Annotated in this window: 19 protein-coding genes; 6 read left to right on the plus strand and 13 right to left on the minus strand. The window is 68.5% G+C overall.

Features of this window, described 5'->3' with window-relative positions:
• Nucleotides 1-130: 130 nt before the first annotated feature.
• Entirely contained in the window at nt 131-976 is an 846-nt protein-coding gene (locus AC1VVG_RS26205) for a helix-turn-helix domain-containing protein (protein ID WP_482836673.1), read from the plus strand.
• Nucleotides 977-988: 12 nt separating this feature from the next.
• Here the strand turns inward: AC1VVG_RS26205 and AC1VVG_RS26210 are convergent, their stop codons facing one another.
• From AC1VVG_RS26210 to nthA, 4 genes are all read right to left on the minus strand, one after another.
• Complete coding sequence (locus AC1VVG_RS26210; protein ID WP_049031615.1) at nt 989-1,576, minus strand: LysE family translocator; 588 nt, start codon at nt 1,574-1,576, stop codon at nt 989-991.
• A gap of 184 nt (nt 1,577-1,760) precedes the next feature.
• Entirely contained in the window at nt 1,761-3,023 is a 1,263-nt protein-coding gene (locus AC1VVG_RS26215) for a GTP-binding protein (RefSeq protein ID WP_482836675.1), read from the minus strand.
• Nucleotides 3,020-3,673, minus strand: coding sequence for a nitrile hydratase subunit beta (gene nthB, locus AC1VVG_RS26220; RefSeq protein ID WP_034191488.1), 654 nt, complete (start codon nt 3,671-3,673; stop codon nt 3,020-3,022). Before nthB ends, AC1VVG_RS26215 begins: the two co-directional genes overlap by 4 nt.
• Before the next feature lie 44 nt (nt 3,674-3,717).
• Nucleotides 3,718-4,317: a nitrile hydratase subunit alpha gene (gene nthA, locus AC1VVG_RS26225; protein ID WP_034191487.1), complete on the minus strand. Its 600-nt coding sequence runs from the start codon at nt 4,315-4,317 to the stop codon at nt 3,718-3,720.
• 514 nt (nt 4,318-4,831) lie between these two features.
• Between nthA and AC1VVG_RS26230 the strand changes: the two genes are divergently transcribed.
• The 4 genes from AC1VVG_RS26230 to AC1VVG_RS26245 all read left to right on the plus strand — a co-directional run bounded on the left by AC1VVG_RS26230 (nt 4,832) and on the right by AC1VVG_RS26245 (nt 9,649).
• On the plus strand, nt 4,832-5,728 hold the full coding sequence (locus AC1VVG_RS26230; protein WP_034191486.1) for a transporter: 897 nt from the start codon (nt 4,832-4,834) through the stop codon (nt 5,726-5,728).
• A gap of 95 nt (nt 5,729-5,823) precedes the next feature.
• Complete coding sequence (gene oxdA, locus AC1VVG_RS26235; protein WP_069705332.1) at nt 5,824-6,882, plus strand: aliphatic aldoxime dehydratase; 1,059 nt, start codon at nt 5,824-5,826, stop codon at nt 6,880-6,882.
• A gap of 55 nt (nt 6,883-6,937) precedes the next feature.
• Complete coding sequence (locus AC1VVG_RS26240; RefSeq protein ID WP_034191484.1) at nt 6,938-8,464, plus strand: amidase; 1,527 nt, start codon at nt 6,938-6,940, stop codon at nt 8,462-8,464.
• Nucleotides 8,465-8,608: 144 nt separating this feature from the next.
• Nucleotides 8,609-9,649, plus strand: a complete 1,041-nt coding sequence (locus AC1VVG_RS26245; protein ID WP_482836678.1) for an AraC-like ligand-binding domain-containing protein — start codon at nt 8,609-8,611, stop codon at nt 9,647-9,649.
• 72 nt (nt 9,650-9,721) lie between these two features.
• Here the strand turns inward: AC1VVG_RS26245 and AC1VVG_RS26250 are convergent, their stop codons facing one another.
• The 6 genes from AC1VVG_RS26250 to AC1VVG_RS26275 all read right to left on the minus strand — a co-directional run bounded on the left by AC1VVG_RS26250 (nt 9,722) and on the right by AC1VVG_RS26275 (nt 18,774).
• A complete protein-coding gene (locus AC1VVG_RS26250) occupies nt 9,722-11,188 on the minus strand; it encodes a heavy metal sensor histidine kinase (protein ID WP_482836680.1) in 1,467 nt (488 codons plus the stop codon).
• Entirely contained in the window at nt 11,185-11,880 is a 696-nt protein-coding gene (locus AC1VVG_RS26255; protein WP_034191481.1) for a heavy metal response regulator transcription factor, read from the minus strand. The genes AC1VVG_RS26250 and AC1VVG_RS26255 overlap by 4 nt, the downstream gene beginning before the upstream one ends.
• 21 nt (nt 11,881-11,901) lie before the next feature.
• Nucleotides 11,902-13,401, minus strand: coding sequence for an efflux transporter outer membrane subunit (locus AC1VVG_RS26260; RefSeq protein WP_034191480.1), 1,500 nt, complete (start codon nt 13,399-13,401; stop codon nt 11,902-11,904).
• Entirely contained in the window at nt 13,398-14,627 is a 1,230-nt protein-coding gene (locus AC1VVG_RS26265) for an efflux RND transporter periplasmic adaptor subunit (RefSeq protein ID WP_059556485.1), read from the minus strand. The genes AC1VVG_RS26260 and AC1VVG_RS26265 overlap by 4 nt, the downstream gene beginning before the upstream one ends.
• A gap of 37 nt (nt 14,628-14,664) precedes the next feature.
• Entirely contained in the window at nt 14,665-17,832 is a 3,168-nt protein-coding gene (locus AC1VVG_RS26270; protein WP_482836682.1) for an efflux RND transporter permease subunit, read from the minus strand.
• Nucleotides 17,833-18,018: 186 nt separating this feature from the next.
• Nucleotides 18,019-18,774, minus strand: coding sequence for a Crp/Fnr family transcriptional regulator (locus tag AC1VVG_RS26275; protein WP_482836684.1), 756 nt, complete (start codon nt 18,772-18,774; stop codon nt 18,019-18,021).
• A 168-nt stretch (nt 18,775-18,942) separates the two neighbouring features.
• On the opposite strand from AC1VVG_RS26275, the gene AC1VVG_RS26280 reads away from it, so the two are divergent.
• Nucleotides 18,943-20,595 (plus strand): acyl-CoA synthetase, encoded by a 1,653-nt coding sequence (locus AC1VVG_RS26280; protein ID WP_482836686.1) that lies wholly within the window; start codon nt 18,943-18,945, stop codon nt 20,593-20,595.
• Nucleotides 20,596-20,632: 37 nt separating this feature from the next.
• Here the strand turns inward: AC1VVG_RS26280 and AC1VVG_RS26285 are convergent, their stop codons facing one another.
• The 3 genes from AC1VVG_RS26285 to kch form a co-directional block, all read right to left on the minus strand.
• The gene (locus AC1VVG_RS26285) at nt 20,633-22,615 is read right to left on the minus strand and encodes a methyl-accepting chemotaxis protein (protein WP_059556488.1); all 1,983 of its coding nucleotides are present in this window, start codon (nt 22,613-22,615) and stop codon (nt 20,633-20,635) included.
• Between the two features lie 161 nt (nt 22,616-22,776).
• Nucleotides 22,777-23,208, minus strand: coding sequence for a YqaA family protein (locus tag AC1VVG_RS26290; protein ID WP_049031149.1), 432 nt, complete (start codon nt 23,206-23,208; stop codon nt 22,777-22,779).
• Nucleotides 23,209-23,269: 61 nt separating this feature from the next.
• Nucleotides 23,270-24,445: a voltage-gated potassium channel protein gene (gene kch / locus AC1VVG_RS26295; protein ID WP_175027972.1), complete on the minus strand. Its 1,176-nt coding sequence runs from the start codon at nt 24,443-24,445 to the stop codon at nt 23,270-23,272.
• Nucleotides 24,446-24,460: the final 15 nt, after the last annotated feature.

Below are 24,460 nucleotides of genomic sequence, written 5' to 3' on the forward strand. Positions count from 1 at the left end.
ACAATGCACGTTTGACGGCAGCCCGTTCGTTTTTGTTTGCCGCCGCGAATCCTGCAGGCGGGCGCAGGTTGCGCGGCGCCGCACAGTCTTGTACGGTGAGCGTTCGCCGTCCGAACCGGGAGCCCGCCGCGTGAGCCGTACCGCCAACCAATCCATCGATCCGTCGCCGTTCTGGCGCGATGCGGCGCTGCCGTTCATCGAAGCGCGCACCGTCGACGACGGCCGCGAGATCTGTTACGCGAAACATACGCACGACACGTTTTCGGTGGGCGCGATCGTCGGCGGCACGAGCACCTACGTGAACGGCGCGACGCGCGCGCACGTCGGGCGCGGCGTGCTCGTCATCATCGATCCGGAACAGGTGCATGCGTGCAACCCGTACGGCCCCGACGCGTGGGCGTACCGGATGGTCTATGTCGACGTGCCGTGGCTCACACGGCTGCAGCATGCGCTGGGCCGTGATCCGAATGGCGACTTTCGCGGGTTTTCGCCGAAATTGACGGAACGGAGTGATCTGTTCGCGCAATTTGGCGGTTTCTATCGCACGCTCCTGTCGCCTTTCGGCGATCCGCTCGGCAAGGAAAGCGCGGCGGTCGAATTCTTCACGCAACTGCACGGCGCGCTCGATCGCGAGCCGCCCGACCCGCGGCCGGGCGACGACAACGCCAAGCTCGCGCGCGCGGCCGACTACATCGCGGCACATTGCCGCGAGGGCGTGACGCTCGATGCGATCTGCGCGGCCGCCGACCTGTCGCCGTCGTACCTGATCCGCGCGTTCAACGCGCGCTACGGGATGACGCCGCACGCGTTCCTGATCGATCGCCGTGTCCAGTACGGCCGTACCGAGCTGCGCCGCGGCCGGCCGATCGCCGAAGTCGCGCTCGACGCCGGTTTTGCCGACCAGGCCCATTTCCAGCGCGCGTTCCGGCGCATCGCGGCCGCGACGCCCGGACAGTACCGCAGCGCGATGCGCTGACCGGCGGCGCGGCTACACGTCGAGCAGGAACAGCGCGCTGCCCGCGAGCAGCAGCGCCATCAACCGGTTGAACACGCGCATGCGCCGCGCGTTCGCGAGCCGGTGCCGCAGCGACGCGCCCGCGTACGCCCAGCAGGCGATCGACGCGAAGCAGATCACCAGATACAGCGCGGCGAATTGCCAGACCTGTGCACGGTCGCCATCGGCCGCGTACGCGCCCATCGCGGCCACGCACGCGAGCCATGCCTTCGGATTGAGCCACTGCATCGCGGCGCCGGCCGCCGCCGACGGGCCGGCCACGTCCGGGTCGGCCGACAGCCGGCCGTCGTCGAGCGCGAGCCGCAGCGCCAGGTAGAGCAGGAACGCGATTCCCGACCACTGCGTGGCCGTCGTCAGCATCGGCCAGCGCGCGAGCGCGGCGTGCAGCCCGAGGCCGATCAGCAGGAACAGCGCGACGAAGCCGAGCGTCGCGCCGGCCGCATACCGCAGGCTTGCGCCGAGACCGTGGCGCGCGCCCGCGCTGAGCGCGACGATGTTGACGGGACCGGGCGTGATCGAGGACGCCAGCGCGAATGCGGCCATCGAAACCAGCATGCTCATTGATTGCCTCCATGCGAATGTCAAAGTCGCATCGAGACTAAAGAAGCCGCGCGTGCCGGTATTGAAGAAAACTGCCCTCGGCGGCGCTGCCGGGATTCGGGTAACGCCGAACCCGGCACAGCGCTCACCGGTGCTCGAAAGTCGTTGGACGCAGGCGTTGCAACCGAAGGCATCGCGTCTCACGTCACGGACGGGCGGCCGCCGCGAGCGCGTCGAACACGTCGGCTTCCGGAAGCCGCAGCCACGATTCCGGGCCCGCGTCGATTTCCTCGACCGTCAGCAGACACGCATCGAGTTCGCGACGCAACCGGTCGTGATCGACCGACTGCCCGATGAACACGATTTCCTGCCGACAATCCCCTGCCGGCTCCTCCCATTTCTTCAGCACGCCGTCGCGGCGATAGTCGTCGTGCGGCCAGTCCGACTGCGGGATGAATCGCCACCATCGCCCGACGTAACCCCACTGGAACGCGCCGCCCGTCTGCACCAGCATGGCGATGTCGGTATACCGATGCGCAGCCCAGACATAACCCTTGCAGCGCAGCAGCCGGCCGTTGTCCCACGGACGACGCAGCCAGGCGAGCAGGCGCGCCGGATGAAACGGCGCACGTTCGCGATAGGTCCACGACGCGATCCCGTACGCATCCGATTCCGACGGGCGTTCGTCGATCTGCATGCGCTGCATCCATCCCGGCGATTCGACCAGCGCCGGCAGATCGAAGCGCCGGGTATCCAGCACGTCCGACGGATCGACCTTGCCGTGCTGCATCGGCAGGATTCGCGCAGCCGGATTCAGCGACGCAAGCATCGCGCGCAGCCGGTCGAAACCCGCATGGCCGATCCGGTCGAGACGGCTCACGAGGATCACGTTCGCGTATTCGACTTGCTCGAGCAGCAGGTCCGACAGCTTGCGCGGCGGGCCGGAATGGCCGTCGTTCGCGAGCGCCGCGTCGTGCGCGACCGGTTCGGCCGACGCGATCATGTCCTCGAACGTCTCGCCGTCGACCACCGTGACGAGCGTGTCCAGCCGTGCCAGCTCGCTCAGGCTGAAACCGTCCCGATCGAGAAACGCAAACGTCTCCGCGACCGGCATCGGCTCCGAGATGCCGGTCGATTCGATCAGCAGATAATCGAAGCGGCGCTGCCGCGCGAGCGTGCTGATCTGCTCGAGCAGGTCGGCGCGCAGCGTGCAGCAGATGCAGCCGTTGCTCATCTCGACCAGTTCGTCCTCGCCTCGATGCAGCTCGACGTTGCGCCGCACGTCGTCGGCGTCGACGTTCACTTCGCTCATGTCGTTGACGATCACGGCGACCTTCAGTCCTGCGCGATTGCGCAGGATGTGGTTCAGCAACGTCGTCTTCCCGGCGCCGAGGAAGCCGGACAGCACGGTGACCGGAATCCTCGGGCCGGGGGCGGCCGGTGCGCCTGGCGTCCCCGGCGTCGTCATGCGCTCGGCCCGGACGCGCGATCCAGGTAGCCTTCGAACAGGTCGACCACGACGTAGCCGTCGTCGGCGGCGTCGCCCCACAGATCCTTCACGCGGAACTCGACATGGTAGGTCGGCTGATGCGCGGCGCCGGTGTCGCCGTGGCCGATCGCGTCCGGGAAAGGCCACGATTCGGTCGTCCGGTGCAGCACGACGCCTTCCTTGCCGCGAACGTAGCCCGGCGCGCGGATGTGTCCGCTGACGTATTCGTCGCGAACGACGACACGCTCGCCGACCTCGAACCGCGTCGAGTCGGGCGGAGCCGCGCGGCCGCCGGATGTCGGCGGGTTCGCGAGCCGGAAATGCGAACCGAGCGCGCGGTCGAGTTCATCCTGCGTGAGCACGCCGGTTTCGACGAGCAATGTCGCCGTCGCGATCACGTAGCGCTCGTAGTAGCGCGTGCCGACATGCTGGCGTACATCGATGCGTTCGACCGCGTGACGTACCTCGTCGACGCTGAATTTTTTCAGTTGGTCCACGCCGACGAACATCAGGCTGTACGCGAGATGTTCCCAGTCTTCCTTGAAGACCGGCTTGTAGCCGAGACTGTTGATCGTATGCGGCACCGGGCCGAAACCCTGGAAGCCGCCGAGGTCGTGAAAGCCGTCCATATGTGATCTCCGAGATGAAGGACGAAAGCGAAACGGGGGGCGAGTCAGTGCGCGCGCGGCAGCGCCACGCCGATCAGCACGTCCTTCGTGACGAGCGTGCGCAGTTGTTCCTCGCTCATCTGCTCGCTGCCGGCCGGCCGCACGGGCAGCACGAGATAGCGGGTCTCGGCGGTCGTATCCCAGACCTTCACGACGACGTCGTCAGGCAGGTCGGTGCCGAGTTCGCGCAGCACAGTGCGGCCCTCGCGGACGAGTCGCGCACGATATTCGAAGCCCTTGTACCACTCGGGCGGCAGCCCGAGGACCGGCCAGTTCGTGCATGAGCACAGGCTGCAGACGATCACGTTCTTCAGCGTGGGCGTGTCTTCGAGCGCGACGATGTATTCGCCCTGCGGGCCGGTGTAGCCGAATTGCGCGCATGCGGCCGTGCCGTCCTTCAGCAGCAGTTCGCGAAACGCCGGGTCGACCCACGCACGCGCGACGATGCGCGCGCCGTTGGCCGGATCCCAGGTCGTGGACATCAGCTCGGTCAGGCCTTCTATATAGCCGTCGGGGATCAGGTTCTTCTCTTTCATCACGCGAAACAGCGCCCAGGCACGTTCGCCGGGCGTCGAGACCGTTTCCGCGGAAGGGGTCGTACTCATCGTGGGGGCTCCTTGTGGTGGTTCGGGTTGACCGCCGCCACGGCGTCGGGACGGCCCTGGCGGGGGTGGCCGCGTGGTGTCGGTCACGCTCGACGAGCAGGGTAAGAAGAGAAAAAGCACGGTTCTTTGCCGGCACGGATCGGAAACTATGCTGAGACGGCCCCGTGGCGCGGCGTGGGGCCGGCGCGCACGGATGCACGGCGATGGACGGCAATGGGCGGGGCACCCGACACGAAAACCGTGGCAGCCGGCGCACGTTTTGCGACCGCTGCATGACATCGGAAGCGCAGGTCCGCCACAGCCAATTTCTTGTTCCGCCGGAAAACAGAACTGCGGATTTTGCCTTCCTATTCTCATCCTCAAGCGACGGCCGTTCGATGTCGCGAATCGCCGGCATCCCCGATGGACCGGCGGAACAACAGTCAGCCAGCACCCCCGCGATTCCACCATCCGGCGACGGTTCCCGTTCGTCGTGCGTCGAGCGTGGCGGTGTCTGCGCAACCAGGTGAGGAGCATGATGGACAACGTCAACAGAATGAAACTGAAGCGAATCGCGCGCTGGATCGGTTTGTCGCTGATCGCCGTCGCATCGCATTACGCGGGCGCGGTCGAGGTCGATCCCGGCGACTACGAGCAGTATCCGGCCGGCGCGACGATCGGCGTGCTGTACTACAACTATTCCGCGACGAACGCGTACTACGCGAACGGCCACCGGACGTCGGATTTCGACCTGCAGTCTAATGTCGGCATCGCCCGCCTGCTGCACGTGTTCCAGCTCACCGACAGGCTCACGATCGATCCGCAGGTGTTGCTGCCGTTCGGTCACATCAGCAGCTTCGGCAACGCCGGCGCGCTTGGCAGTACGAACGGTGTCGGCGACGTGATCCTGACCGCGCCGTTGAAATTCCGCCTGAACGACGCGAAGGACGTCGTCGCCGCGACGGTCTACGTCTACGCGCCGACCGGGAGCTACGACCAGAACCGCGGTCTCAATCTCGGCGCCAACCGCTGGTCGCTCGATTTCCAGGCGGCCTACATCAAGCACTTTTCGCCGCAGTGGGCGCTCGATCTCGTCGGCGACGCGATCTGGTACGGCAACAACACGTCGTACGGCGCGAGCGGCGCGACGCTGCATCAGCGGATGAGCTACAGCGCACAGGCGATGGTGCGTTACATGCCCGATCCGGGCACGTCGCTCGCGGTCGGCATCACCCAGCTGTGGGGCGGTGAAACGAGCGTCGACGGTGCGGACAACAACGACGCGCTTCGCACGACGCGCCTGCGGCTCACCGCGGCGAAATTCGTGACGAAGTCCGATCAGGTGCAAATCCAGCTCGGCACCGACCTGAGCGTGCGCAACGGCCCGAAGAACAGTGTGCTCGCGGGCCTGCGCTACGCGCACATCTTCTGACCGGCCGCATGCGCCGGGATACGCCCGGTGCATGTCGCTCCGTGTCCCCAACGTCGATACCTCGACACCCGATTCCCTTTCCAGAGAGGTCATGCATGGAATCCGCCATCGACAAACACCTGGTCTGCCCGCGGACGCTGTCGCGCCGCGTCGCCGATGACTACCAGCCGCCGTTCCCGATGTACGTCGCCCGGGCCGCCGAAGACCTGAGCCAGGTCGTGATGGGCTATTTCGGCGTGCAATACAGCGGCGCCGACAAGCGCGCGGCGGCGCTGGCCGCGTTGCGCCGGATCGTCGCCGATTTCGGCGTGCAGGACGGCCCGAACAACTTCGATCTGACGCAACACACCGACGACCAGGGTTACGAGAACCTGATCGCCGTCGGCTACTGGCGCGATCCGGCCGCGTATGCGCGCTGGATCGCGTCGCCGGCACTCGTCGAATGGTGGACCTCCGACGCGCGCCTCGCGGACGGCATCGGCTACTTCCGGGAAATCGTCGCGCCGCGCGCCGAGCAGTTCGAGACGCTCTACGCATTCACGAACGATTTCCCCGGCGTCGGCGCGATCATGGACGGCGTCAGCGGCGAGATCGAGGAGCACGGTTACTGGGGATCGATGCGCGACCGGTTCCCGATCTCGCAGACGGACTGGATGCGCGCGGACGGCGAGTTGCGCATCGTCGAGGGCGATCCGGCCCGCGGCGGCCGCGTGGTCGTGCTGGCGCACGACAACATCGCGCTGATTCGCTCCGGCCAGGACTGGCGCGCGGCCGAACACGACGAGCGCCGGCTGTATCTCGAGGAGATCGAGCCGACGCTGCGCAGCGGAATGGACTTCCTGCGCGACAACGGCACGGACGTCGGCTGCTACAGCAACCGCTACGTGCGCTCGATCGATCTCGACGGCAACGTGCTCGACGAGAGCTACAACATCGGCCACTGGCGCTCGCTCGACCGCCTCGAACGATGGGCCGAATCCCATCCGACGCACCTGCGGATCTTCGTCACCTTCTTCCGCGTCGTCACCGGGTTGTCGAAACTGCGGCTGTATCACGAGGTTTCCGTCTTCGACGCGAAGCATCAGGTCTACGAATACGTGAACTGCCATCCGCGCACCGGGATGATGCGCGACGCCGTCGCCATCGCCCGCTGAATCCCGCCGGCACCGCCGGGGCCGGCGGTGCCGCTTACCGAACTGGAGAACGTCGATGGCCATCAAACGCCCGACCCGCGAACAACTGTCCGATATTGCAGCCGGCTTCGGCTTTCATCTCGATTCCCGCCAACTCGCCGACTACGACGATGCGCTGCAGGCGAACTTCGACGCCTACGATGCGATCGACGCGCTGCCCGACTATCTGCCCGTCGTCGCGTATCCGCGCACGCCCGGCTACCGCCCGGAAGGCGACGAGAACCGTTACGGCGCGTGGGCGCGCAAGAGCACGATCCACGGCGCCGCCGATGGCAAGCTGCGCGGCAAGACGGTGGTCGTGAAAGACAACATCTGCGTCGCCGGCGTGCCGATGCGCAATGGCTCGACCACGTTCGAGGGCTACGTGCCCGACGTCGATGCGACCGTCGTCACGCGGGTGCTCGACGCCGGCGGCACGATCGCCGGCAAGTCGACCTGCGAGTACTACTGCTTTTCCGGCGGCTCGCACACGAGCGCGTCGGGGCCGGTGCACAATCCGCGCAAGGCAGGGCACTCGTCCGGCGGCTCGTCGTCGGGCAGCGGCGCGCTCGTTGCGAGCGGCGAGGTCGACATGGCGCTCGGCGGCGACCAGGGCGGCTCGGTCCGGATCCCGTCCGCCTATTGCGGCATCTACGGGATGAAGCCGACGCACGGGCTCGTGCCGTATACCGGCGCGATGCCGATCGAGGCGACCGTCGATCATCTGGGACCGATGACGGGCAACGTGCTCGACAACGCGCTGCTGCTCGACGTGATCGCGGGCGACGACGGGCTCGATCCGCGCCAGCGGGCGCTGCCGCCGCGCGCCGATTATCTCGGCGCGATCCGCGACGGCATCGCGGGACTGCGGATCGGCATCCTGCGCGAGGCGTTCGGGCTCGCGAATTCGGAGAACGTGGTCGACGAGGCCGTGCGGGCCGCCGCGTACCGGTTGCACAAGCTCGGCGCGCGCGTCGACGAAGTGTCGGTGCCGCTGCATGCGGCCGGCACCGCGATCTGGCTGCCGATCGCGGCCGAGGGGGCGACGCAGCAGATGATGAAGGGCAACAGCCACGGTTTCAACTGGGGCGGCCTGTACGTGACCGGCATGATCGATCACCACGCGGGCTGGCGCGAGCGCGCCGACGAGTTGCCGGATACCGTGAAGGTGACGATGCTGCTCGGCGAATATTTCACGAGCCGGTATCGCGGGCGCTACTACGCGAAGAGCCAGAACCTCGCGCGGCGCTTGCGATCGGCTTACGACGCGGCGCTGCAGTCGTATGACGTATTGCTGATGCCGACCGTGCCGATGCGCGCGTCGAAGCTGCCGGCGCCCGGTTGCGCGATGTCCGAGTCGCTGACGCGGGCGTTCGAGATGCTCGCGAATACCGCGCCGTTCGACGTGTCCGGGCATCCGGCGATGTCGCTGCCGTGCGGGGTCGCCGACGACCTGCCGATCGGGCTGCAACTGGTCGGGCGCCGTTTCGACGAAGCGACGCTCTACCGCGTGGCGTATGCGTATGAACAGTCGTCCGACTGGCGTCGGACGACGTACGCGTGACATGCCCGGCGCGGTAGCGCGCGGCCGCCGCGCCGCGTGCCGGTTCGACCGGCAACGCGGCGTGCGCGGTCATCGATTGGACAAGGCGCTTTTGAACGGGCACGCTATCGGCTGCGTGTTTGCCAACCCCTGTAGGGCACGATCATGACGATGCGTCCTCTCCCGCGCGCCGCAAGCGGCGACGCGCCCGGTCCGGCGTCCGGCAGCCCGCTGGACGAACGGACGAACGCGGCCATCGAGGTGCCGATCGACGGCTCGGTCAGCCAGCGTATCGAATTCTGGCGCGAGACGATTCTGCGCCTGTTCGCGGACGTGCAGATCGCCGCCGTGCAGAAAGCCGATTTCTTCGGCCGGGTGCGGCAGCGCAAGTGCGAAAAGATGCGAATCTCGGAAATCCACGCGAGCGAGCAGGCCGTGATCCGGCGTTATCGCCAGGCGCGCAGCGAGTACGAGGACAAGTATTTCGGGGTCTTGATGCTCGAGGGCAGCCAGTCGGTCGAGCAGGACGGCAAGATCGTCACGCTGCACCCCGGGGATTTCGCGATCTACGACGCGACACGGCCTCACCACCTGCAGTTCGGCCAGTCGTGGCGCGAGATCGTCGTCAGCATTCCCCGCGCGACCCTGAACCAGCTCGTCGTCGGGATGGAGCACCGCACGGCGTGCCCGACGCAAACCGGGGACGGCGTCGGCAGCGTCATGCGTGCGTTTCTCGAGCAGATGTCGTCGCAGATCCGCAGCGTGACCGAGGACGAGATGCGGCAGTTGTCGGATACCGCGATCTCGCTGATCGCGATGACGCTGGGGGGCATCCAGCGCAACGACCTCGCGCAATCGAGGATGAAGGCGTTGACGCTGACGCGCGTGAAGCGGCATGTGCTCGAGCACCTGCACGACCCGGAGCTGAACCCGATGCTGATCGAGCAGTCGATCGGGATTTCGTCGCGGTACATCAACAAGCTGTTCGAGGCCGAGGAGACGTCGCTGATGCGTTACGTGTGGAACCTGCGGCTGGAACGGTGCGCGCAGGATCTCGCGAATCCGCAATGCGCGGCGCTGCGCGTGTCCGACGTCGCATTGCGCTGGGGCTTCAACGACATGTCGCATTTCAGCCGCGTGTTTCGCGAGCGGTTCGCGATGTCGCCGCGGGCGTGGCGCGAGCAGGGCGGCAAGCCGCGCGCGTAATGCGTCCCGTGCCGCGTTCGTGGCCGGCCAGCGCCGATCGCGGCGGCCGGACGTCGACAGGCTCGGCCGACTTCAGTGCAGCGCCCGCGGCGCGTGCGCCGGCCGCGAATCGGCGGAGTCGACCACGCCGGTTGCACCGGTTGCGTCGCCCGCGCGCAGCGGTCCGCCCGCGCAGGGTTCCGTCGACACCGAGAAGCCGAACGTATTGACGCCGCCCGCGCACGCGACGAACACGCCGCCGCCGTGCATCTCGGCCACGGCCTTGACGATCGACAGTCCGAGCCCGTGGTTCTCCTTGCTGTTCGCGCGTGCTTCCTCGAGCCGGTAGAAGCGCTCGAACACGTGCGAGCGCTGCACCGGATCGATCGGCTCGCCGGGGTTCGACACGGCCATCTCGACGAGCGTGTCGCGCCGCGTGATCGTCACTTGTAACGTCGCGCCGGGCACGGAATGCTGGATCGCGTTGATCAGCAGGTTCGTCATCGCGCGGCGGAACAGCGACGGATCGACGGCCGCGCGCGCATCGCCGTGCAGTTCGGCGTGCAATTGCGCCTCGTCGAGCGGGATCTCGAGGAAATCGAGCATGCGCCGCACCTCGTCGGCGAGCGACACGTCCTTCAGGTCGGCCGCGCGTTCGCCGCGGTCGCTGCGCGACAGGAACAGCATGTCGTTGATGATCACGCGCAGCCGCTCGAATTCCTCGAGGTTCGACTGCAGCGTCTGGCGCATCCGGTCGACCGAGCGGTCACGGCTCGTCAGCGCGACCTGGGTCTGGCCGATCAGGATGCTGATCGGCGTGCGCAGCTCGTGCGCGACGTCCGCGTTGAACGCCTCGAGTCGCGCGTAGGTTTGCTGGATCCGTTCGAGCGCGCCGTTGAACGATGTCGCGAGATCGCGCAGCTCGGTGGGCAGCGCGTCGGTCTGCAGCCGCTGGCGGCGGTTCGTCGCGCTCACGCTCGCCGCGTCCTGCGACAGCCGGTCGAGCGGCGCGAGCCCGAAGCGCGCGACCGCGCGGCTCAGCAGCAGCGTGATGACGGTCGCTGTCGCGATCAGCGCGGCCAGCGTCCAGCCGAAGCGGCGCAGCATCCGCTGCGTGCGTTCGCACGAGGTCGCGACGACCAGCTGCAGCGTCGGCCGCTCGTCGGCGCCGGGCAGCGTGACGGTCTTGGTCATCACCGCGTAGCTGCTGTCGTTGAGCTGGTAGCGCTGGAACGCGCCGAACGGCGGGTCGAGCGGCACGCCGTCGACGGGGCTGCCGAAGCGGAACGCGGCGTTGTCGCTGACCACCTGATAATGCGTCGAACCGTCGGGCGGTTCGAGATCGGCGAGTTTTTCCTGCATCAGGCGGCCGCGCGCGGCCGTGGTCGCGTGCGACACGATCATCGCGGCGACCTTGGCGCGCGTGTCGAGCGTCGCGCGCAACTCGGCGAACAGCTGGCGCTCCATCATCACGAACAGCCCGCAGCCGACCAGCGTGAACACGAGCAGCGACACGATGCCGAACATCGCCGAGAGCCGCAGGATGATCGAGCGCTTCATGCCCGCCGCTCCGTGTCGCCGTCCTCGCGCGCCTCGAGCACGTAGCCCATCCCGCGGATCGTGTGCAGCAGCTTGTCCGCGAACGGGCCGTCGAGCTTCGCGCGCAGCCGCTTGATCGCCGTCTCGACGACGTTCGCGTTGCTGTCGAAGTTCACGTCCCACACCAGTTCGGCGATCGTCGTCTTCGACAGCACCTCGCCGCTGCGCCGGGCCAGCACGCCGAGCAGCTGGAATTCCTGCGCGGTCAGGTCGAGCCGCGTGCCGTCGCGCGTCGCGCGGCGGCCGATCAGGTCGACGCGCAGGTCGCCGATCGAGATCAGCGTCGACTCCTGCACGCGCGCGCGGCGCGTCAGCGCGCGCAGCCGTTCGATCAGCTCGAGAAACGAGAAGGGCTTGGTCAGGTAGTCGTCGGCGCCGCCGCGCAGCCCGCGCACGCGATCGTCGACGCGGTCGCGCGCGGTCAGCATGATGACGGGCGTCTGCTTCTGCGTGCGCAGCGCGCGCAGCACGCCGAAGCCGTCGAGCTTCGGCAGCATCACGTCGAGCACGACCACGTCGTAGTCGAATTCGACGGCTTTCCATGCGCCGTCCTCGCCGTCGAGCGCGGTATCGACGACCCAGCCTTCCTCGGTCAGGCCGCTCTTCAGGTATTCGACGACTTTCGGTTCGTCTTCGACGATCAGGACTTTCATGGGGTTGTCCGCCTAATCGGGTTAAGGGCCGACGCTCTCGGCGCGCGGCGGGGCCGCGGCCGCGACGTCGGACGGCGCGGCGCCGTCCCAGCCGCCGCCGAGCGCCTTCGCGAGAAACACGACGAGCGCCGCGCGCTGGCCCTGGATCTGCACGGCCTGGCGCTCGCTCGTCAGGAGTTGCTGCTGGGCCGTCAGCACGTCGATGAACGGCGTCAGGCCGCCCGCGTAGCGGTCCTGCGCGAGCGACACGAGCTTGCGCGCGTCGTCGACGGCCGCCGATGCCTGCTGCGCGGCGTCGGCGAGCACCGACAGGCCCGTGACCGCATTTTGCACCTCCTGGAACGCGGTGAGCACGGTTTGCCGGTAGCTGGCCTGCGCGGCGACGTAGCCGGCCTGCGCGAAATCGACGCCGGCCTTCAGCCTGCCGCCTTCGAACAGCGGCTGGCTGAGCGACCCGCCGACCGACCACAGCAGCGCCGGCACGGTGAACAGGCCCGCGAACCGCGTCGCGTCCCAGCCGATGTCCGGCGACAGCGTGATGCGCGGGAAATACGCGGCGCGCGCGACGCCGATCTGCGCGTTCGCGGCGGCCATCGCGCGCTCGGCCGACGCGACGTCGGGCCGCCGCTGCAGCAGGTCGCTCGGCATGCCGGTCGGCAGCGCGGGCGCGTTGATCGGCACCACGCGCGGGGGCAGCGAGAAGGCGGGGGCCGGCGTGCCGACCAGCGTCGCGATCGCGGTTTCGACCTGCGCGCGCTGCTGGATCAGCAACTGCGCCTGCGTGCGCGTCGCGTCGAGCTGCGCGCGCTGCTGCAGCAGATCGAGACCCGACACCGCGCCGAGGTCGTGGCGCGCGCTCACGTAGTCGAGCGCCTTCTGCTGCAGGTCGATCGACCGCTTGACGACGTCGATCTCGGTGTCGAGCTCGCGCAGCGCGAAATAGCTCGACGCGAGATCGGCGCTCAGCACGAGGCGCGCGTTCGCGAAATCGTCGCGCGCCTGCTCGGTGGTTGCCTGTGCCGATTCGACGCTGCGCCGCACGCGGCCGAACAGGTCGAGTTCGTAGCTGACGGCCGCGCCGACCTGGACGTCGTTCTGCACGGTCGACATGCTTTGCGTCGCGTAGTTGGTCTGCGGCCGGTCGGCGGAGATCTTGAAGCGCTGGCCGCTCGCGGTCAGGCCGACGGCCGGATACTGGGCCGACGCGACCGACGCGAGCGTCGCTTTCGCCTGGTCGTAGCGCGCGGCCACGGCCTTCAGGTTCTGGTTGTTGCGCAGCGCGTCGGTTTCGAGTGCATCGAGTTGCGGATCGCCGAACGCGGTCCACCACGCGGGGTCGAGCGGCGCGCGGGCCGGCGCGGCCGGGTGCCAGTACGCGTCGGCCGGGTCGAGCCGCCATGCGGCCGGCGTGTCGACGGCCGGGCGCTGGTAGTCGGGGCCGACCGTGCAGCCGGCGAGGACGGTTGCCGCCGCGACGGCGGCGAGCGCCGCGGGCCGCACGCGTGCGCGCGACGCGATCACGACTTCGCTCCCGCGACGGAGGAGGCGGGCTGCGCGGCCGGTGCCTGCACGACGACCTTGTCGCCGTTCGCGAGCGCGTCGCTCGGGTTCGCGACGAGGCGGTCGTTCGGCGTGAGCGGGCCGTCGACTTCGAGCGTCTGGCCGATCGTGCGCACGACCGTCACCTGCTTCAGGTGGACCTGGCCGTTCGCATCGACGGTCGCGACCGTCGGGCCTTCGCCGCGGAACAGCAGCGTATTGGCCGGCACCTGCAGGCGGCCGATCGGCGTCATCGGCAGCGTGGCCTGCACGTACGCGCCGGGCAGCAGCCGCCCGTCGGGGTTCGGCAGCGTGATCTCGATCTGCAGCGAGCGCGTCGCGACGTCGATCGCCTCGGACGTGCGCGTGATCGTGCCGTCGAAGGTCCGGCCCGGCAGCTCGGCCTGCGCGACGCTCACGTGCTGGCCGACCTTCACCTGCTGCGCGTAGGCCTGCGGCACCTGGACGTACAGGCGCAGCCGGTCGGCCTGCACGACCGTGAACAGCGCACGGCCCGCGTTGCCGGAACTGACGAGATCGCCGACGTCGACGTTGCGCTGCGTGACGATCCCGTCGATCGGCGCGGCGATCCGCTGGAAACCCTTCAGCTCGGTGAGCCGGCGCATGTTCGCATCGGCCGCGGCGAGGTTCGCGGTGCCCTGGTTGAACGCGCCTTGCCGGTCGTCGAGTTCCTGCTGCGACACGGCATCGCGCTGGCGCAGCTGCTGCGCGCGGTCGAACGACGTCTTCGCGAGCGCGAGCGCGGCCTGCGCCTGCTGGCGTTGCGCGGTGGCCTGCGCGAGTTCCTGGTTCAACTCGGGCGTGTCGAGTTCGGCGAGCGTTTGCCCCTGCTTCACGTGCGTGCCGATGTCGGCCTGCCAGCGCAGCACGTAGCCGCTCGCCCGCGCATAGATCGGCGCCTCGACGAAGCCGCGCAGCGTGCCGGGCAGCGTCAGCTTGCCGCCGGTGGCCGCGTCGACCGGGTGCACGACGGTCACGTACTGGCGCGTGTTCTGCTCGGCGACAGCGTCGAGCCGGTGGCCGTTCAGCACGTTGACGACGATCGTCCGCGCGGCGCCGGCGGCCAGCAGCACGCCGATCACGATCAGGACGATGCGCCCGCGCCGCGACACCGACGTGCGCGTCGGCAGATGCATGCCGTGTTCGTCCACCTGGATGCCGACGGCGCTGTGATGTTTCTCTTCCATGAATTCAACCAATTCAACCGGGTAGGGGGGACGAAAGTCAGTGTCCGGCCTGACGCGCACGGCGGCGGGCCAGCCGCGCATGCACGCCGCCGAACACGAGCGGCACGAACAGCAACGTCGAAACGGTCGCGAACAGCAGTCCGCCGATCACCGCGCGGCCGAGCGGCGCGTTCTGCTCGGCGCCTTCGCCGAGACCGAGCGCCATCGGCACCATCCCGATGATCATCGCGAGCGCCGTCATCAGCACCGGCCGGATCCGCGTCGCGCCGGCCTCCAGCGCGGCCGTGAGCGGCGGCGCGCCGGCCGCGAGGCGCTGGCGCGCGAACGACACGACCAGGATGCTGTTCGCGGTCGCGACGCCGACCGTCATGATCGCGCCGGTCAGCGCGGGCACGCTCAGGTGCGTGCCGGTGATGAACAGCATCCACGCGATGCCGGCGAGCGCGGCCGGCATCGCGCTGATGATGATCAGCGGGTCGAGCCACGACTGGAAGTTGACGACGATCAGCAGGTAGACGAGCACGATCGCCATCGCGACGCCCGCGCCGAGGCCGAGATACGACGTGCGCATCGTCTCGATCTGGCCGCGCATCGTCAGGTCGGTGCCGCGCGGCAGCGTCGCGCGCGCATCCGCCACGATCCGGTCGATCTCGCCCGCGACCGCGCCGAGGTCGCGACCCTCGACGCTCACGTACACGTCGATCGCGGGGCGGATGTTGTAGTGCGTGATCACGGCCGGGTTCGCGGTGCTGCGCACCTGCACGAGGTTGCCGAGCAGCTGCAGCGGCGTGCCCGTGCGGCCGCTCGCCGAGATCGGCGTGCCGAGCAGGTCGTCGACCGACGAGATGCTGTATTGCGGGGTCTGGATCTGCAGCGGGTACTGCACGCCGGTGCGCGGGTTGATCCAGAACGACGGCGTCGTCTGCGAACTGCCGGACAACGAGATCAGCATGTTCTGCGCGACGTTCTGCGCGGAGAGGTTGAGCTGCTGCATGCGCGTACGATCCATGTCGGCCAGCAGGGTCGGTTCGTCGTTGCGTTGCAGCACGTGCACGTCGACGGCGCCGGGGATTTGCCTGAACTTTTTCATCAGGCTGCTCGCGATGGTCATGTTACTCGCGAGATCGTTGCCGAGCACCTGCACGTCGATCGCGGCCGGCTGACCGAAGTTGAGGATCTGCGTGATGATGTCCGACGGCTGGAAGAAGAACTCGACGCCCGGGAAGCGCTGGGGCAGCAGCGTGCGCAGCGTCTGCACGTAGTGCTGGGTCGCGCGGTGGCCCGGTTTCAGCGCGATCAGCAGCTCGCCGTCGAGCGTACCGATCGTGCCGGCGTTGCTGTACGACAGGTTGATGCCGCTCACCGGCAGGCCGAGGTTGTCGACGATTGCGCCGAGCTCGTCGGCCGGCACGGTTTCGCGGATCACACGCTCGACCTGGTCGGCGAGGCGCGCGGTTTCCTCGATCCGGTAGCCGGTCGGCGCGCGCATGTGCAGGCGGATGTTGCCGGAATCGGCGTTCGGGAAGAAGTCGCGCCCGAGCACGAAAACCAGGCCCGTCGACAGCACGCAGAAGCCGAGGAAGCACATCGCGTAGAAGCGGCGGCGCACCAGCAGGATGCTCAGCAGCACGATGTACCACGCACGCAGCCGCTCGAACGCGCGGTTGAACGCGTGATGGATGCGCGCGAAGCGCGACGTCGAATGGTCGGGGCCGGTGCCCGCCTGCTGCGGGCGGAACAGCAGCATCGCGAGCGTCGGCACCAGCGTGCGCGACAGCACGTACGACGCGAGCATCGCGAACACGACGGCTTCGGCGAGCGGCACGAACAGGAAGCGCGCGACGCCCGTCAGGAAGAACATCGGCACGAACACGATGCAGATGCACAGCGTCGACACGAACGCGGGCACCGCGATCTCGCCCGCGCCTTCGAGGATCGCGTCGTGCAGGTTGGTGCCGAGATGCAGGTGCCGCTCGATGTTCTCGATCGTGACGGTCGCGTCGTCGACGAGGATGCCGACCGCGAGCGCGAGCCCGCCGAGCGTCATGATGTTGATGGTCTCGCCGAGCGCGGACAGCGCGATCAGCGACGTGAAGATCGACAGCGGGATCGAGATCGCGATGATCAGCGTGCTGCGCCAGTTGCCGAGGAACAGCAGGATCATCATCGCGGTCAGCACGGCGGCGATCAGCGCCTCGTGGATCACGCCTTGGACGGCCGCGTTGACGAACACCGACTGGTCGAACAACGGCGTGATCGTGAGCCCTTCGGGCAGCGTCGGGATCACCTTCGGCAGCAGCGCCTTCAGGTCCGACACGACCTTCAGCGTGGACGCGTCGCCGCTTTTCAGGATCGAGATGAGCACGCCGCGCTGGCCGTTCTGCCGCACGACGTTGGTCTGCGGCGCGAAGCCGTCGCGCACCGCCGCGACCTCGCGCAGGTAGGTCGTCGCGCCGTTGACGGTCTGGATCGGCAGGTTGCTGATGTCGGCGACGGTGTCGGCCGACGCGTTCGTGTCGATCCGGTATTCGGTCGGGCCCATCTTCGCGGTGCCGGTCGGCAGCACGAGATTCTGCGCGTTCACCGCGTTGACGATGTCGGCCGGCGTCAGGCCTTTCGCCTGCAGCGCCTGCGGATCGAGGTCGATCGCGACCACGCGCGTGCGGCCGCCGTACGGGAACGGGATCTGCACGCCGGGCACCGTGATCAGCTGCGGGCGCAGGAAGTTGAGCGCGATGTCGGCGAGCGACTGTTCGCTGAGCGTCTTGCTCGACAGCCCGAGCTGGATCACCGGGATGCTCGACGCCGAATAGGTGATCACGAGCGGCGGCGTCGCCCCCTGCGGCATCTGTCGCACGATCGCCTGCGCGGAGGACACCGTCTGCGCGATCGCCGTCTGCACGTTGGCGCCCGGCTGCAGGAACACCTTCACGACGGCGATGCCGGGCAGCGACGTCGATTCGACGTGCTGGATGTTGTTGACGGTCGTCGTCAGGATCCGTTCATGGACGGACGTGATCCGGTTGGTCATCTCCGTCGCGGAGAAGCCGCTGTAATTCCAGATGACGCTGATCACGGGGATGTTGATCGCGGGCAGCACGTCGACCGGTGTGCGCGTCAGCGCCAGCGGGGTGGCCAGCACGATCATGATGGCCATGACGATGAACGTGTAGGGGCGCCTGAGCGCGAGATTGACGATCCACATGGAGGCGGCGGGACAGGCGGTGATCAGGCGTCGGTGAAGGGAACCCGAATGATAGGCGTCGGCGTGGAACGGGTTACTGTCGCGAAACTGGCGGAACTGTCAGGTTGGGGCGGGCGGGTGGTCGGCCGATTCCGCAGACGGAAGGCATGCGTCGCGATGGCGGCGGTTTCGCCGATCGTGCCGCGTTCACAGCTGCTCCATCCCGAAGCGCGCGAGCGCACGCAGATCGACGACCTCGATCTGGTTGTACGCGAGCCGCAACGCGCCGAGCTTCTCGAGCTGCTGCAGCGCCTGGTTGATCCGTTGCCGCGATACGCCGACGAGCATCCCCAGTTCCTCCTGCGAGATCGACAGCGACGGGCCGGTGTCCGGATACAGGTCGGGGTTGAACAGCTGCGCGAGCGCCTGCGCGACGCGCGCGTCGACGTCGAGCAGCCGGCTGTTCTGGATCGACGCGATGAATTCGCCCATCCGGTTGTTCAGCTGATGAATCACGAAGCGCGTGAACGGCAGGCTGGTATCGAGCAGCGCGTGGAAGGTATCGACCGGCACGAACAGCACGGTCGAGCGCTGGATCGCGACGACCTCGTACTTGCGCAGCTCGCGCTTGATCACGCTGCCTTCGCCGAACCAGCCGCCCGACGGCACGCCGGAAAACGTGCAGCCGCGCCCCGACACGTTGAAGATCGCGAGCTTCAGCAGCCCCTGGTGCACGCCGATCCAGTATTCGGACGGCGCGAGCCGGCGCGCGATCACGTCGCCGGCCTCGCATTGCTCGACGTGCGACTGCGCGAGCACGAGCGCCTGGTGCTCGGGCGCGAGCGTGCGGAACCACGCGCACTGGCCGAACAGCGTCGCCAGGGCGGGCAGCGGGCCCGGTTCGGGAAGCGGGTCGGCCGGGCGGGCGGCCGCGTCGAGCGGCGCTACGGGGTGATCGTGCATGGGTGCGGGTTTGCGAGGATAGGGATAACGCGCAGCGCTCGAAAGGCACTCTGTCGTTTCGATGACAGACGGCTCACAATAACGCCCGTTAGGCTGTCGGCAATTGAACCACATCAAAACGATCCGGGGTGCATGCACGCCGGTCGGCAGAATACGGGAGACAGGATCATGACGCAGATGTTCGAGGCCGGACTCGGCCGCCGCGACGCCAATTACGTGCCGCTCACCCCGATCGACTTCCTGGTCCGGACGGCCGAAGTCTACGGCGAGCGCGTGGCGATCGTGCACGGCGACGTGCGGCGCACGTGGGGCGAGACCTACACGCGTGCGAAGCAGCTGGCGAGCGCGCTTGCGCGGGCCGGCGTCGAGCGCGGCGACACGGTCGCGGCGATGCTGCCGAACATCCCGGCGATGGTCGAGGCGCACTTCGGCGTGCCGATGGCCGGCGCGGTGCTCAACACGATCAACACGCGCCTCGACGTGCCGTCGGTGCTGTTCATGCTTCGTCACGGCGAGGCGAAGGTGCTGATCGTCGACACCGAGTACGCGGAGTTCGCGCATCGCGCGGCGCTCGAGGTGCCGGGCCTGAAGATCGTCAGCGTGGCCGACGCGATGCCGGCCGATCCCGAGCGGTTCGCGGGCGCGACCGACTACGAGGTGTTCGTGGCCGGCGGCGATGCCGACTACGCGTGGACGCCGCCCGCCGACGAGTGGGACGCGATCGCGCTGAACTACACGTCCGGCACGACCGGCGACCCGAAGGGCGTCGTCTACCATCACCGCGGCGCGTATCTCGCGGCGGTCAGCAACCTCCTCGAATGGGACATGCCGAAGCACGCGGTGTATCTGTGGACGCTGCCGATGTTCCACTGCAACGGCTGGTGCTTCCCGTGGGCGGTCGCCGCGCGCGCGGGCGTGAACGTGTGCCTGCGCAGGTTCGACGCGAAGACCGTGTTCGACCTGATCCGCCGCGAGCGCGTCACGCATTACTGCGGCGCGCCGATCGTGCAGAGCGCGATCGCGAACGCGCCGGCGGAATTCCGCGCCGGAATCGACCACACGGTGCACGCGATGGTCGCGGGTGCGGCGCCCGCGCCGGCCGTGATCGCGAAGATGAAGGAGATCGGCTTCGACCTGCTGCACGTGTACGGGCTGACCGAGGTCTACGGCCCGGCGACCGTCTGCGCGAAGCAGGCGCACTGGGACGAACTGCCCGACGAGGACCGCGCCCGGCTCAATGCGCGCCAGGGCGTGCGCTACCACCTCGAGGCGGGCGCGACGGTGCTCGATCCCGACACGATGACGCCGGTGCCGGCCGACGGCGAGACGCTCGGCGAGATCATGTTCCGCGGCAACATCTGCATGAAGGGCTACCTGAAGAACCCGAAGGCGACCGACGAGGCGTTCCACGGCGGCTGGTTCCATACGGGCGATCTCGCGGTGCTGATGCCGGACGGCTATATCCGGATCAAGGATCGCAAGAAGGACATCATCATCTCGGGCGGCGAGAACATCTCGAGCATCGAGGTCGAGGACGCGCTGTACCGCCATCCGGCCGTCGCCGTCGCGGCGGTCGTCGCGATGCCCGACCCGAAATGGGGCGAGGTGCCGTGCGCGTTCGTCGAGCTGCGCGAAGGCGCGAGCGCCACCGAGGCGGAGATCGTCGCGCATTGCCGGCAACTGCTGGCGGGCTTCAAGGTGCCGAAGGCCGTGCGCTTCGGCGAGCTGCCGAAGACGTCGACCGGCAAGATCCAGAAGTTCCAGCTGCGCAACGCGGTCGGCTCGGACAAGGCGATCGACCTGGCGGGCGACAAGAAGTAGGCGCGGCGCCGGGCCCCGGCCGATCATCCGGCGTCCGTCACGCGTCGCGCTCGAGCCGGAACACGCTGACCGCGTCCGACAGCTGCGCGGCCTGGTCGCGCAGCGCGACGGCCGCGCGCTCGGCGTCCGAGATCAGCATCGCGTTCTGCTGCGTCGCGTCGCCGATCTGCGTGACGGCGAGGTTGACCTGCTCGATGCCGGTCGATTGCTCGCGCGACGCGGCGCTGATCTCGCCGATCAGCGTGCGGACCTGGTCGACCCGCGCGACGATCTCGCGCATCGTGCCGCGCGCGGCGTCCGCGATCCGGTAACCCTGTTCGACCGTCGTCGACGATTCGGCGCTCAGCGCGTCGATCTCCTTGACAGCGGCCGCGCTGCGCTGTGCAAGCGCGCGCACCTCGGCCGCGACCACCGCGAACCCCTTGCCGTGCTCGCCCGCACGGGCGGCCTCGACGGCCGCGTTCAGCGCGAGGATGTTGGTCTGGAACGCGATGCCTTCGATCGTACCGGTGATCTCGGCGATCCGGCGCGTCGCGCGGCCGATGTCGTCCATCGTCGCGGCCACGCGCTGCACCGCGGCGTCGCCGTTCGTCGCGGCGGCCGACGCGTCCGCGACCAGCATGTTGGCTTGCGCCGCATGCTCGGCGCTCTGCTGCACGGCGGCGGTGATCTGTTCCATGCTGGCGGCCGTCTGTTCGACGCTGCTCGCCTGCGTCGCGATCCGCGCGGCGATGTCGCCGCTGCCGGCCGCGATGCCGACCGTGCCGTGCGCGATGTCGGCCGAGCTGTTGCGTACCTGCGCGACGATCCGCGCGAGGCCGTCGCCGATGCCGTCGACCGCCTGCACGAGCCGGCCGATCTCGTCGTTGCCGGCGCTGCCGCGCGCGTGCGCGCCGTCGCGGATGCGCACGCTGAGATCGCCCGCCGCGTAGCGCTCGGAGGCGCGGGCGGCGGCTTCCAGCGGCCGGCTCACGACACGCCGCACGACGATCACGAACAGCGTCGCGAACGCCGCGACGAGCACCGCGCCGATCATCAGGAAGCGGTTGCGGGTGGCGCGCATGGCGGCGAGCAGTTCGTCGTCGAGCGCGATGCCGCCGACGAGCCACTGCCACTGCGGAATCGTCGTGAACGACACGAATTTCGCGGTCGGGCCGCTGTCGTGCGCGGCCGGGTCGGTCGACGTGTACGCGAGCCGCCCCTGGCCGGCCGCGAGCATCCGCGCATACGGCGCACGCGTGTCGTCGGCGGGTTGGCCGGCCGCATCGGGATGCACGACGAAGGTGCCGCGCGACGGGCCCTGCGACGCATCGAGCACGAAGTAGTAGCCGTTGTCGCCGATCTTCAGCGAGCGGATGCCGTCTTCGACGAGCTTGAGTTCGTTGCCGATGTCGAGGCCGACGAACAGCGCGCCGATCACGCGGCCGCTCGCGTCGGTCACCGGCTTGTACTGCGTGATGTACGGCCGGCCGAACAGCCTCGCGAGGCCGGTATAGCTGCGCCCGGCGACCAGCGGCGCATACGCGGGCCCGGCGCGGTCGAGCCGGGTGCCGACGGCGCGCGCGCCGTCCTGCTTCTTCAGCGACGTCGTGATGCGCACGAAATCGTCGCCGTCGCGCGCGAAGATCGTCGCGATCGCGCCGCTTTTCTTCAGGAACTGGTCGGGAATCGCGTAGTCGAGGTCGAGCGGCTGGCCGCCCGCGAGGAGGGTCGGCGCGGCGACGCCGCCGATGTCGACCGTGCGGGCCGCGTCGAGCGAGAAATCGGCCGGCAGGAAGCTCGCGAACAGCGTCATCGAGCGGTTCGCTTCGGCGGTCAGGGCCTTGTCGAACAGGTCGACCATCGCGCGGATCGACTGCTCCTTGTCGGCGATCCGCAGATGGGCTTCTTCAGCGAGCTGCTGGCCGGCGAAATGGGCGAGCGTCCACGCGAACACGGTAAACAGCAGGGCGACGAGCACGCACGCCAGCGCGGCCAGACGCGCGCCGACGCTCACCCGGCCCAATTGGGTCGATCTCATGAAACATCCTGAGTGGGGAGAGTGAGAGGGGCGGAACGCACGCGTCACCGCAGTCCGTAAGGAAAACGGCAGATTCGGCGAAATCTTTAGCGGGACGAAGCCGGCGGCGCCGCGAACGGGCGTTGCCGGAGGTCGGTGGCGCGCGTCGGCCGGTCAGCGGGTCAGTGCGTCACGAGCCACGCGACGGCCAGGTAGCGGCCGACTTTCGCGATCGTCACGATGACGAGAAAGGTCGGCAGCGGCTCGCGCAGCACGCCGGCGATCATTGTCAGCGGATCGCCGATGACCGGCGCCCAGCTGAGCAGCAGCGACCAGCGGCCGTAGCGCCCGTACCAGCGCTCGGCGCGCGCGAGCGCCGACGGCTTGACCGGAAACCAGCGGCGGTCGCGGAAGTGCTCGATGCCGCGCCCGAGCGCCCAGTTGATCGCCGAGCCGGCGACGTTGCCGATGCTCGCGACGAGCACCAGCGCCCACACGGGTTCGCGCCCGGCGAGCAGCAGGCCCGCGAGCACGGCTTCGGACTGGAGCGGGAACAGGGTCGCGGCGACCATCGACACGGCGAACAGGCCGCCGTAAGTGAGCAATTCGGACATCGCGCGATTGTACCGGCCGAATGCCGACCGGCCCGGATCAGGCGATCACGGGCGCACGATGCTAGGTGGCGCCGGTCGTGCCGAACAGCAGGTGCGAGATCAACGATTTGTCGACCGGTTCGTCGTTGAGCGTGCTGGCGAGCAGTTCGCCCGCGAGTTGCTGCGGCGAGAACACCATGTCGGGTTTCAGCAGGCGCAGCCGTTCGAGGTTGCGCTGCTGGTTCACGAGCGCGACCGTTCGCACCGTCGACGCGATCTCGCGGATCGCGAGGATGACGAACGCGTTTTCGGCGTCGTCGGAGCGCAGCGCGAGCACGGCACGCGCGGTCGCCGCGCCGGCGCTTTCCAGCACCGCATGATCGGCCGCGTCGCCGACGATCAGGTCGGTCGAGGCCGCGTAGTTGTGCTCGACGCCGGCCGGCACGACGACGGTCACCGCGTAGCCGCGCTTGCGCAGCCCGTCGTGTACCGCGTGCGCAACCGGCGTCGCGCCGACGATCAGGAAATGATGCTTGCGGATCACGTTCGACAGGCCTCCCTTGACGATCCGTTTCAGATTGCCGCCGATCACGGGGCCGACGACCGCGCTGATCGATGTCGCGAACACGGTGATGCCGAGCACGATCACCGAGGCGGTGAACAGCCGCGCGGTCGGCGCGTGCGGGACGATGTCGCCGTAGCCGACCGTCGACATCGACACGATCGAGAAATAGACGGCGGTGGCGAGATCGTGGACGGGCGGCGTGAATTCGTCGCCGAGGTACAGCACGCCGAAGGTCGCGTAGATCAGCAGCGACACGATGCTCAGCAACGCGAACAGGCTGCTCGCGGCGATGCTCGCGCGGTCGAAGTGCCGCCAGTAATAGAGCAGCGCGACGACCAGCACGGCCGTGTAGACGAACACCGCGTGGCTGCGATAGCCGCCGAGCATGCTGATCGCGGCGGCCGCGACCAGCAGCACGATCGACAGCACCCACGCGACGCGGGCGCGCAGCACGATGCCGATGGCCATCGTCGCGAGGCCGGCCGCGACGACGACTTGCGGCAGCACGACGAGCCCCGCGGTGTCGACGAGGTTCAGCGCATCGGCGAGCCACGCGTGATGCAGGCCGAGCCGCGCATGCTCGACGACGGGGCGCAGCACCATCAACGCATCGAGCGCGAGAAGGAGGGCGAGATACCAGTGCAGGCCGATCGGCGCGAACAGGCGCCGCAGGCGGGTAGTGACGTGCTTCATTCAGTCGCCCGGCGG

It is taken from the genome of Burkholderia sp. L-4 (assembly GCF_056856535.1).

Coding starts and splice junctions, on each gene's coding strand:
- AC1VVG_RS26250 (WP_482836680.1), bottom strand. CDS start 11,188: ATGAAGCGCTCGATCATCCTGCGGCTCTCGGCGATGTTCGGCATCGTG.
- AC1VVG_RS26270 (WP_482836682.1), bottom strand. CDS start 17,832: ATGTGGATCGTCAATCTCGCGCTCAGGCGCCCCTACACGTTCATCGTC.
- nthA (WP_034191487.1), bottom strand. CDS start 4,317: ATGAGTACGACCCCTTCCGCGGAAACGGTCTCGACGCCCGGCGAACGT.
- kch (WP_175027972.1), bottom strand. CDS start 24,445: ATGAAGCACGTCACTACCCGCCTGCGGCGCCTGTTCGCGCCGATCGGC.
- nthB (WP_034191488.1), bottom strand. CDS start 3,673: ATGGACGGCTTTCACGACCTCGGCGGCTTCCAGGGTTTCGGCCCGGTG.
- AC1VVG_RS26290 (WP_049031149.1), bottom strand. CDS start 23,208: ATGTCCGAATTGCTCACTTACGGCGGCCTGTTCGCCGTGTCGATGGTC.
- AC1VVG_RS26265 (WP_059556485.1), bottom strand. CDS start 14,627: ATGGAAGAGAAACATCACAGCGCCGTCGGCATCCAGGTGGACGAACAC.
- AC1VVG_RS26215 (WP_482836675.1), bottom strand. CDS start 3,023: ATGACGACGCCGGGGACGCCAGGCGCACCGGCCGCCCCCGGCCCGAGG.
- AC1VVG_RS26275 (WP_482836684.1), bottom strand. CDS start 18,774: ATGCACGATCACCCCGTAGCGCCGCTCGACGCGGCCGCCCGCCCGGCC.
- AC1VVG_RS26230 (WP_034191486.1), top strand. CDS start 4,832: ATGATGGACAACGTCAACAGAATGAAACTGAAGCGAATCGCGCGCTGG.
- AC1VVG_RS26285 (WP_059556488.1), bottom strand. CDS start 22,615: ATGAGATCGACCCAATTGGGCCGGGTGAGCGTCGGCGCGCGTCTGGCC.
- AC1VVG_RS26245 (WP_482836678.1), top strand. CDS start 8,609: ATGACGATGCGTCCTCTCCCGCGCGCCGCAAGCGGCGACGCGCCCGGT.
- AC1VVG_RS26255 (WP_034191481.1), bottom strand. CDS start 11,880: ATGAAAGTCCTGATCGTCGAAGACGAACCGAAAGTCGTCGAATACCTG.
- AC1VVG_RS26280 (WP_482836686.1), top strand. CDS start 18,943: ATGACGCAGATGTTCGAGGCCGGACTCGGCCGCCGCGACGCCAATTAC.
- oxdA (WP_069705332.1), top strand. CDS start 5,824: ATGGAATCCGCCATCGACAAACACCTGGTCTGCCCGCGGACGCTGTCG.
- AC1VVG_RS26240 (WP_034191484.1), top strand. CDS start 6,938: ATGGCCATCAAACGCCCGACCCGCGAACAACTGTCCGATATTGCAGCC.
- AC1VVG_RS26210 (WP_049031615.1), bottom strand. CDS start 1,576: ATGAGCATGCTGGTTTCGATGGCCGCATTCGCGCTGGCGTCCTCGATC.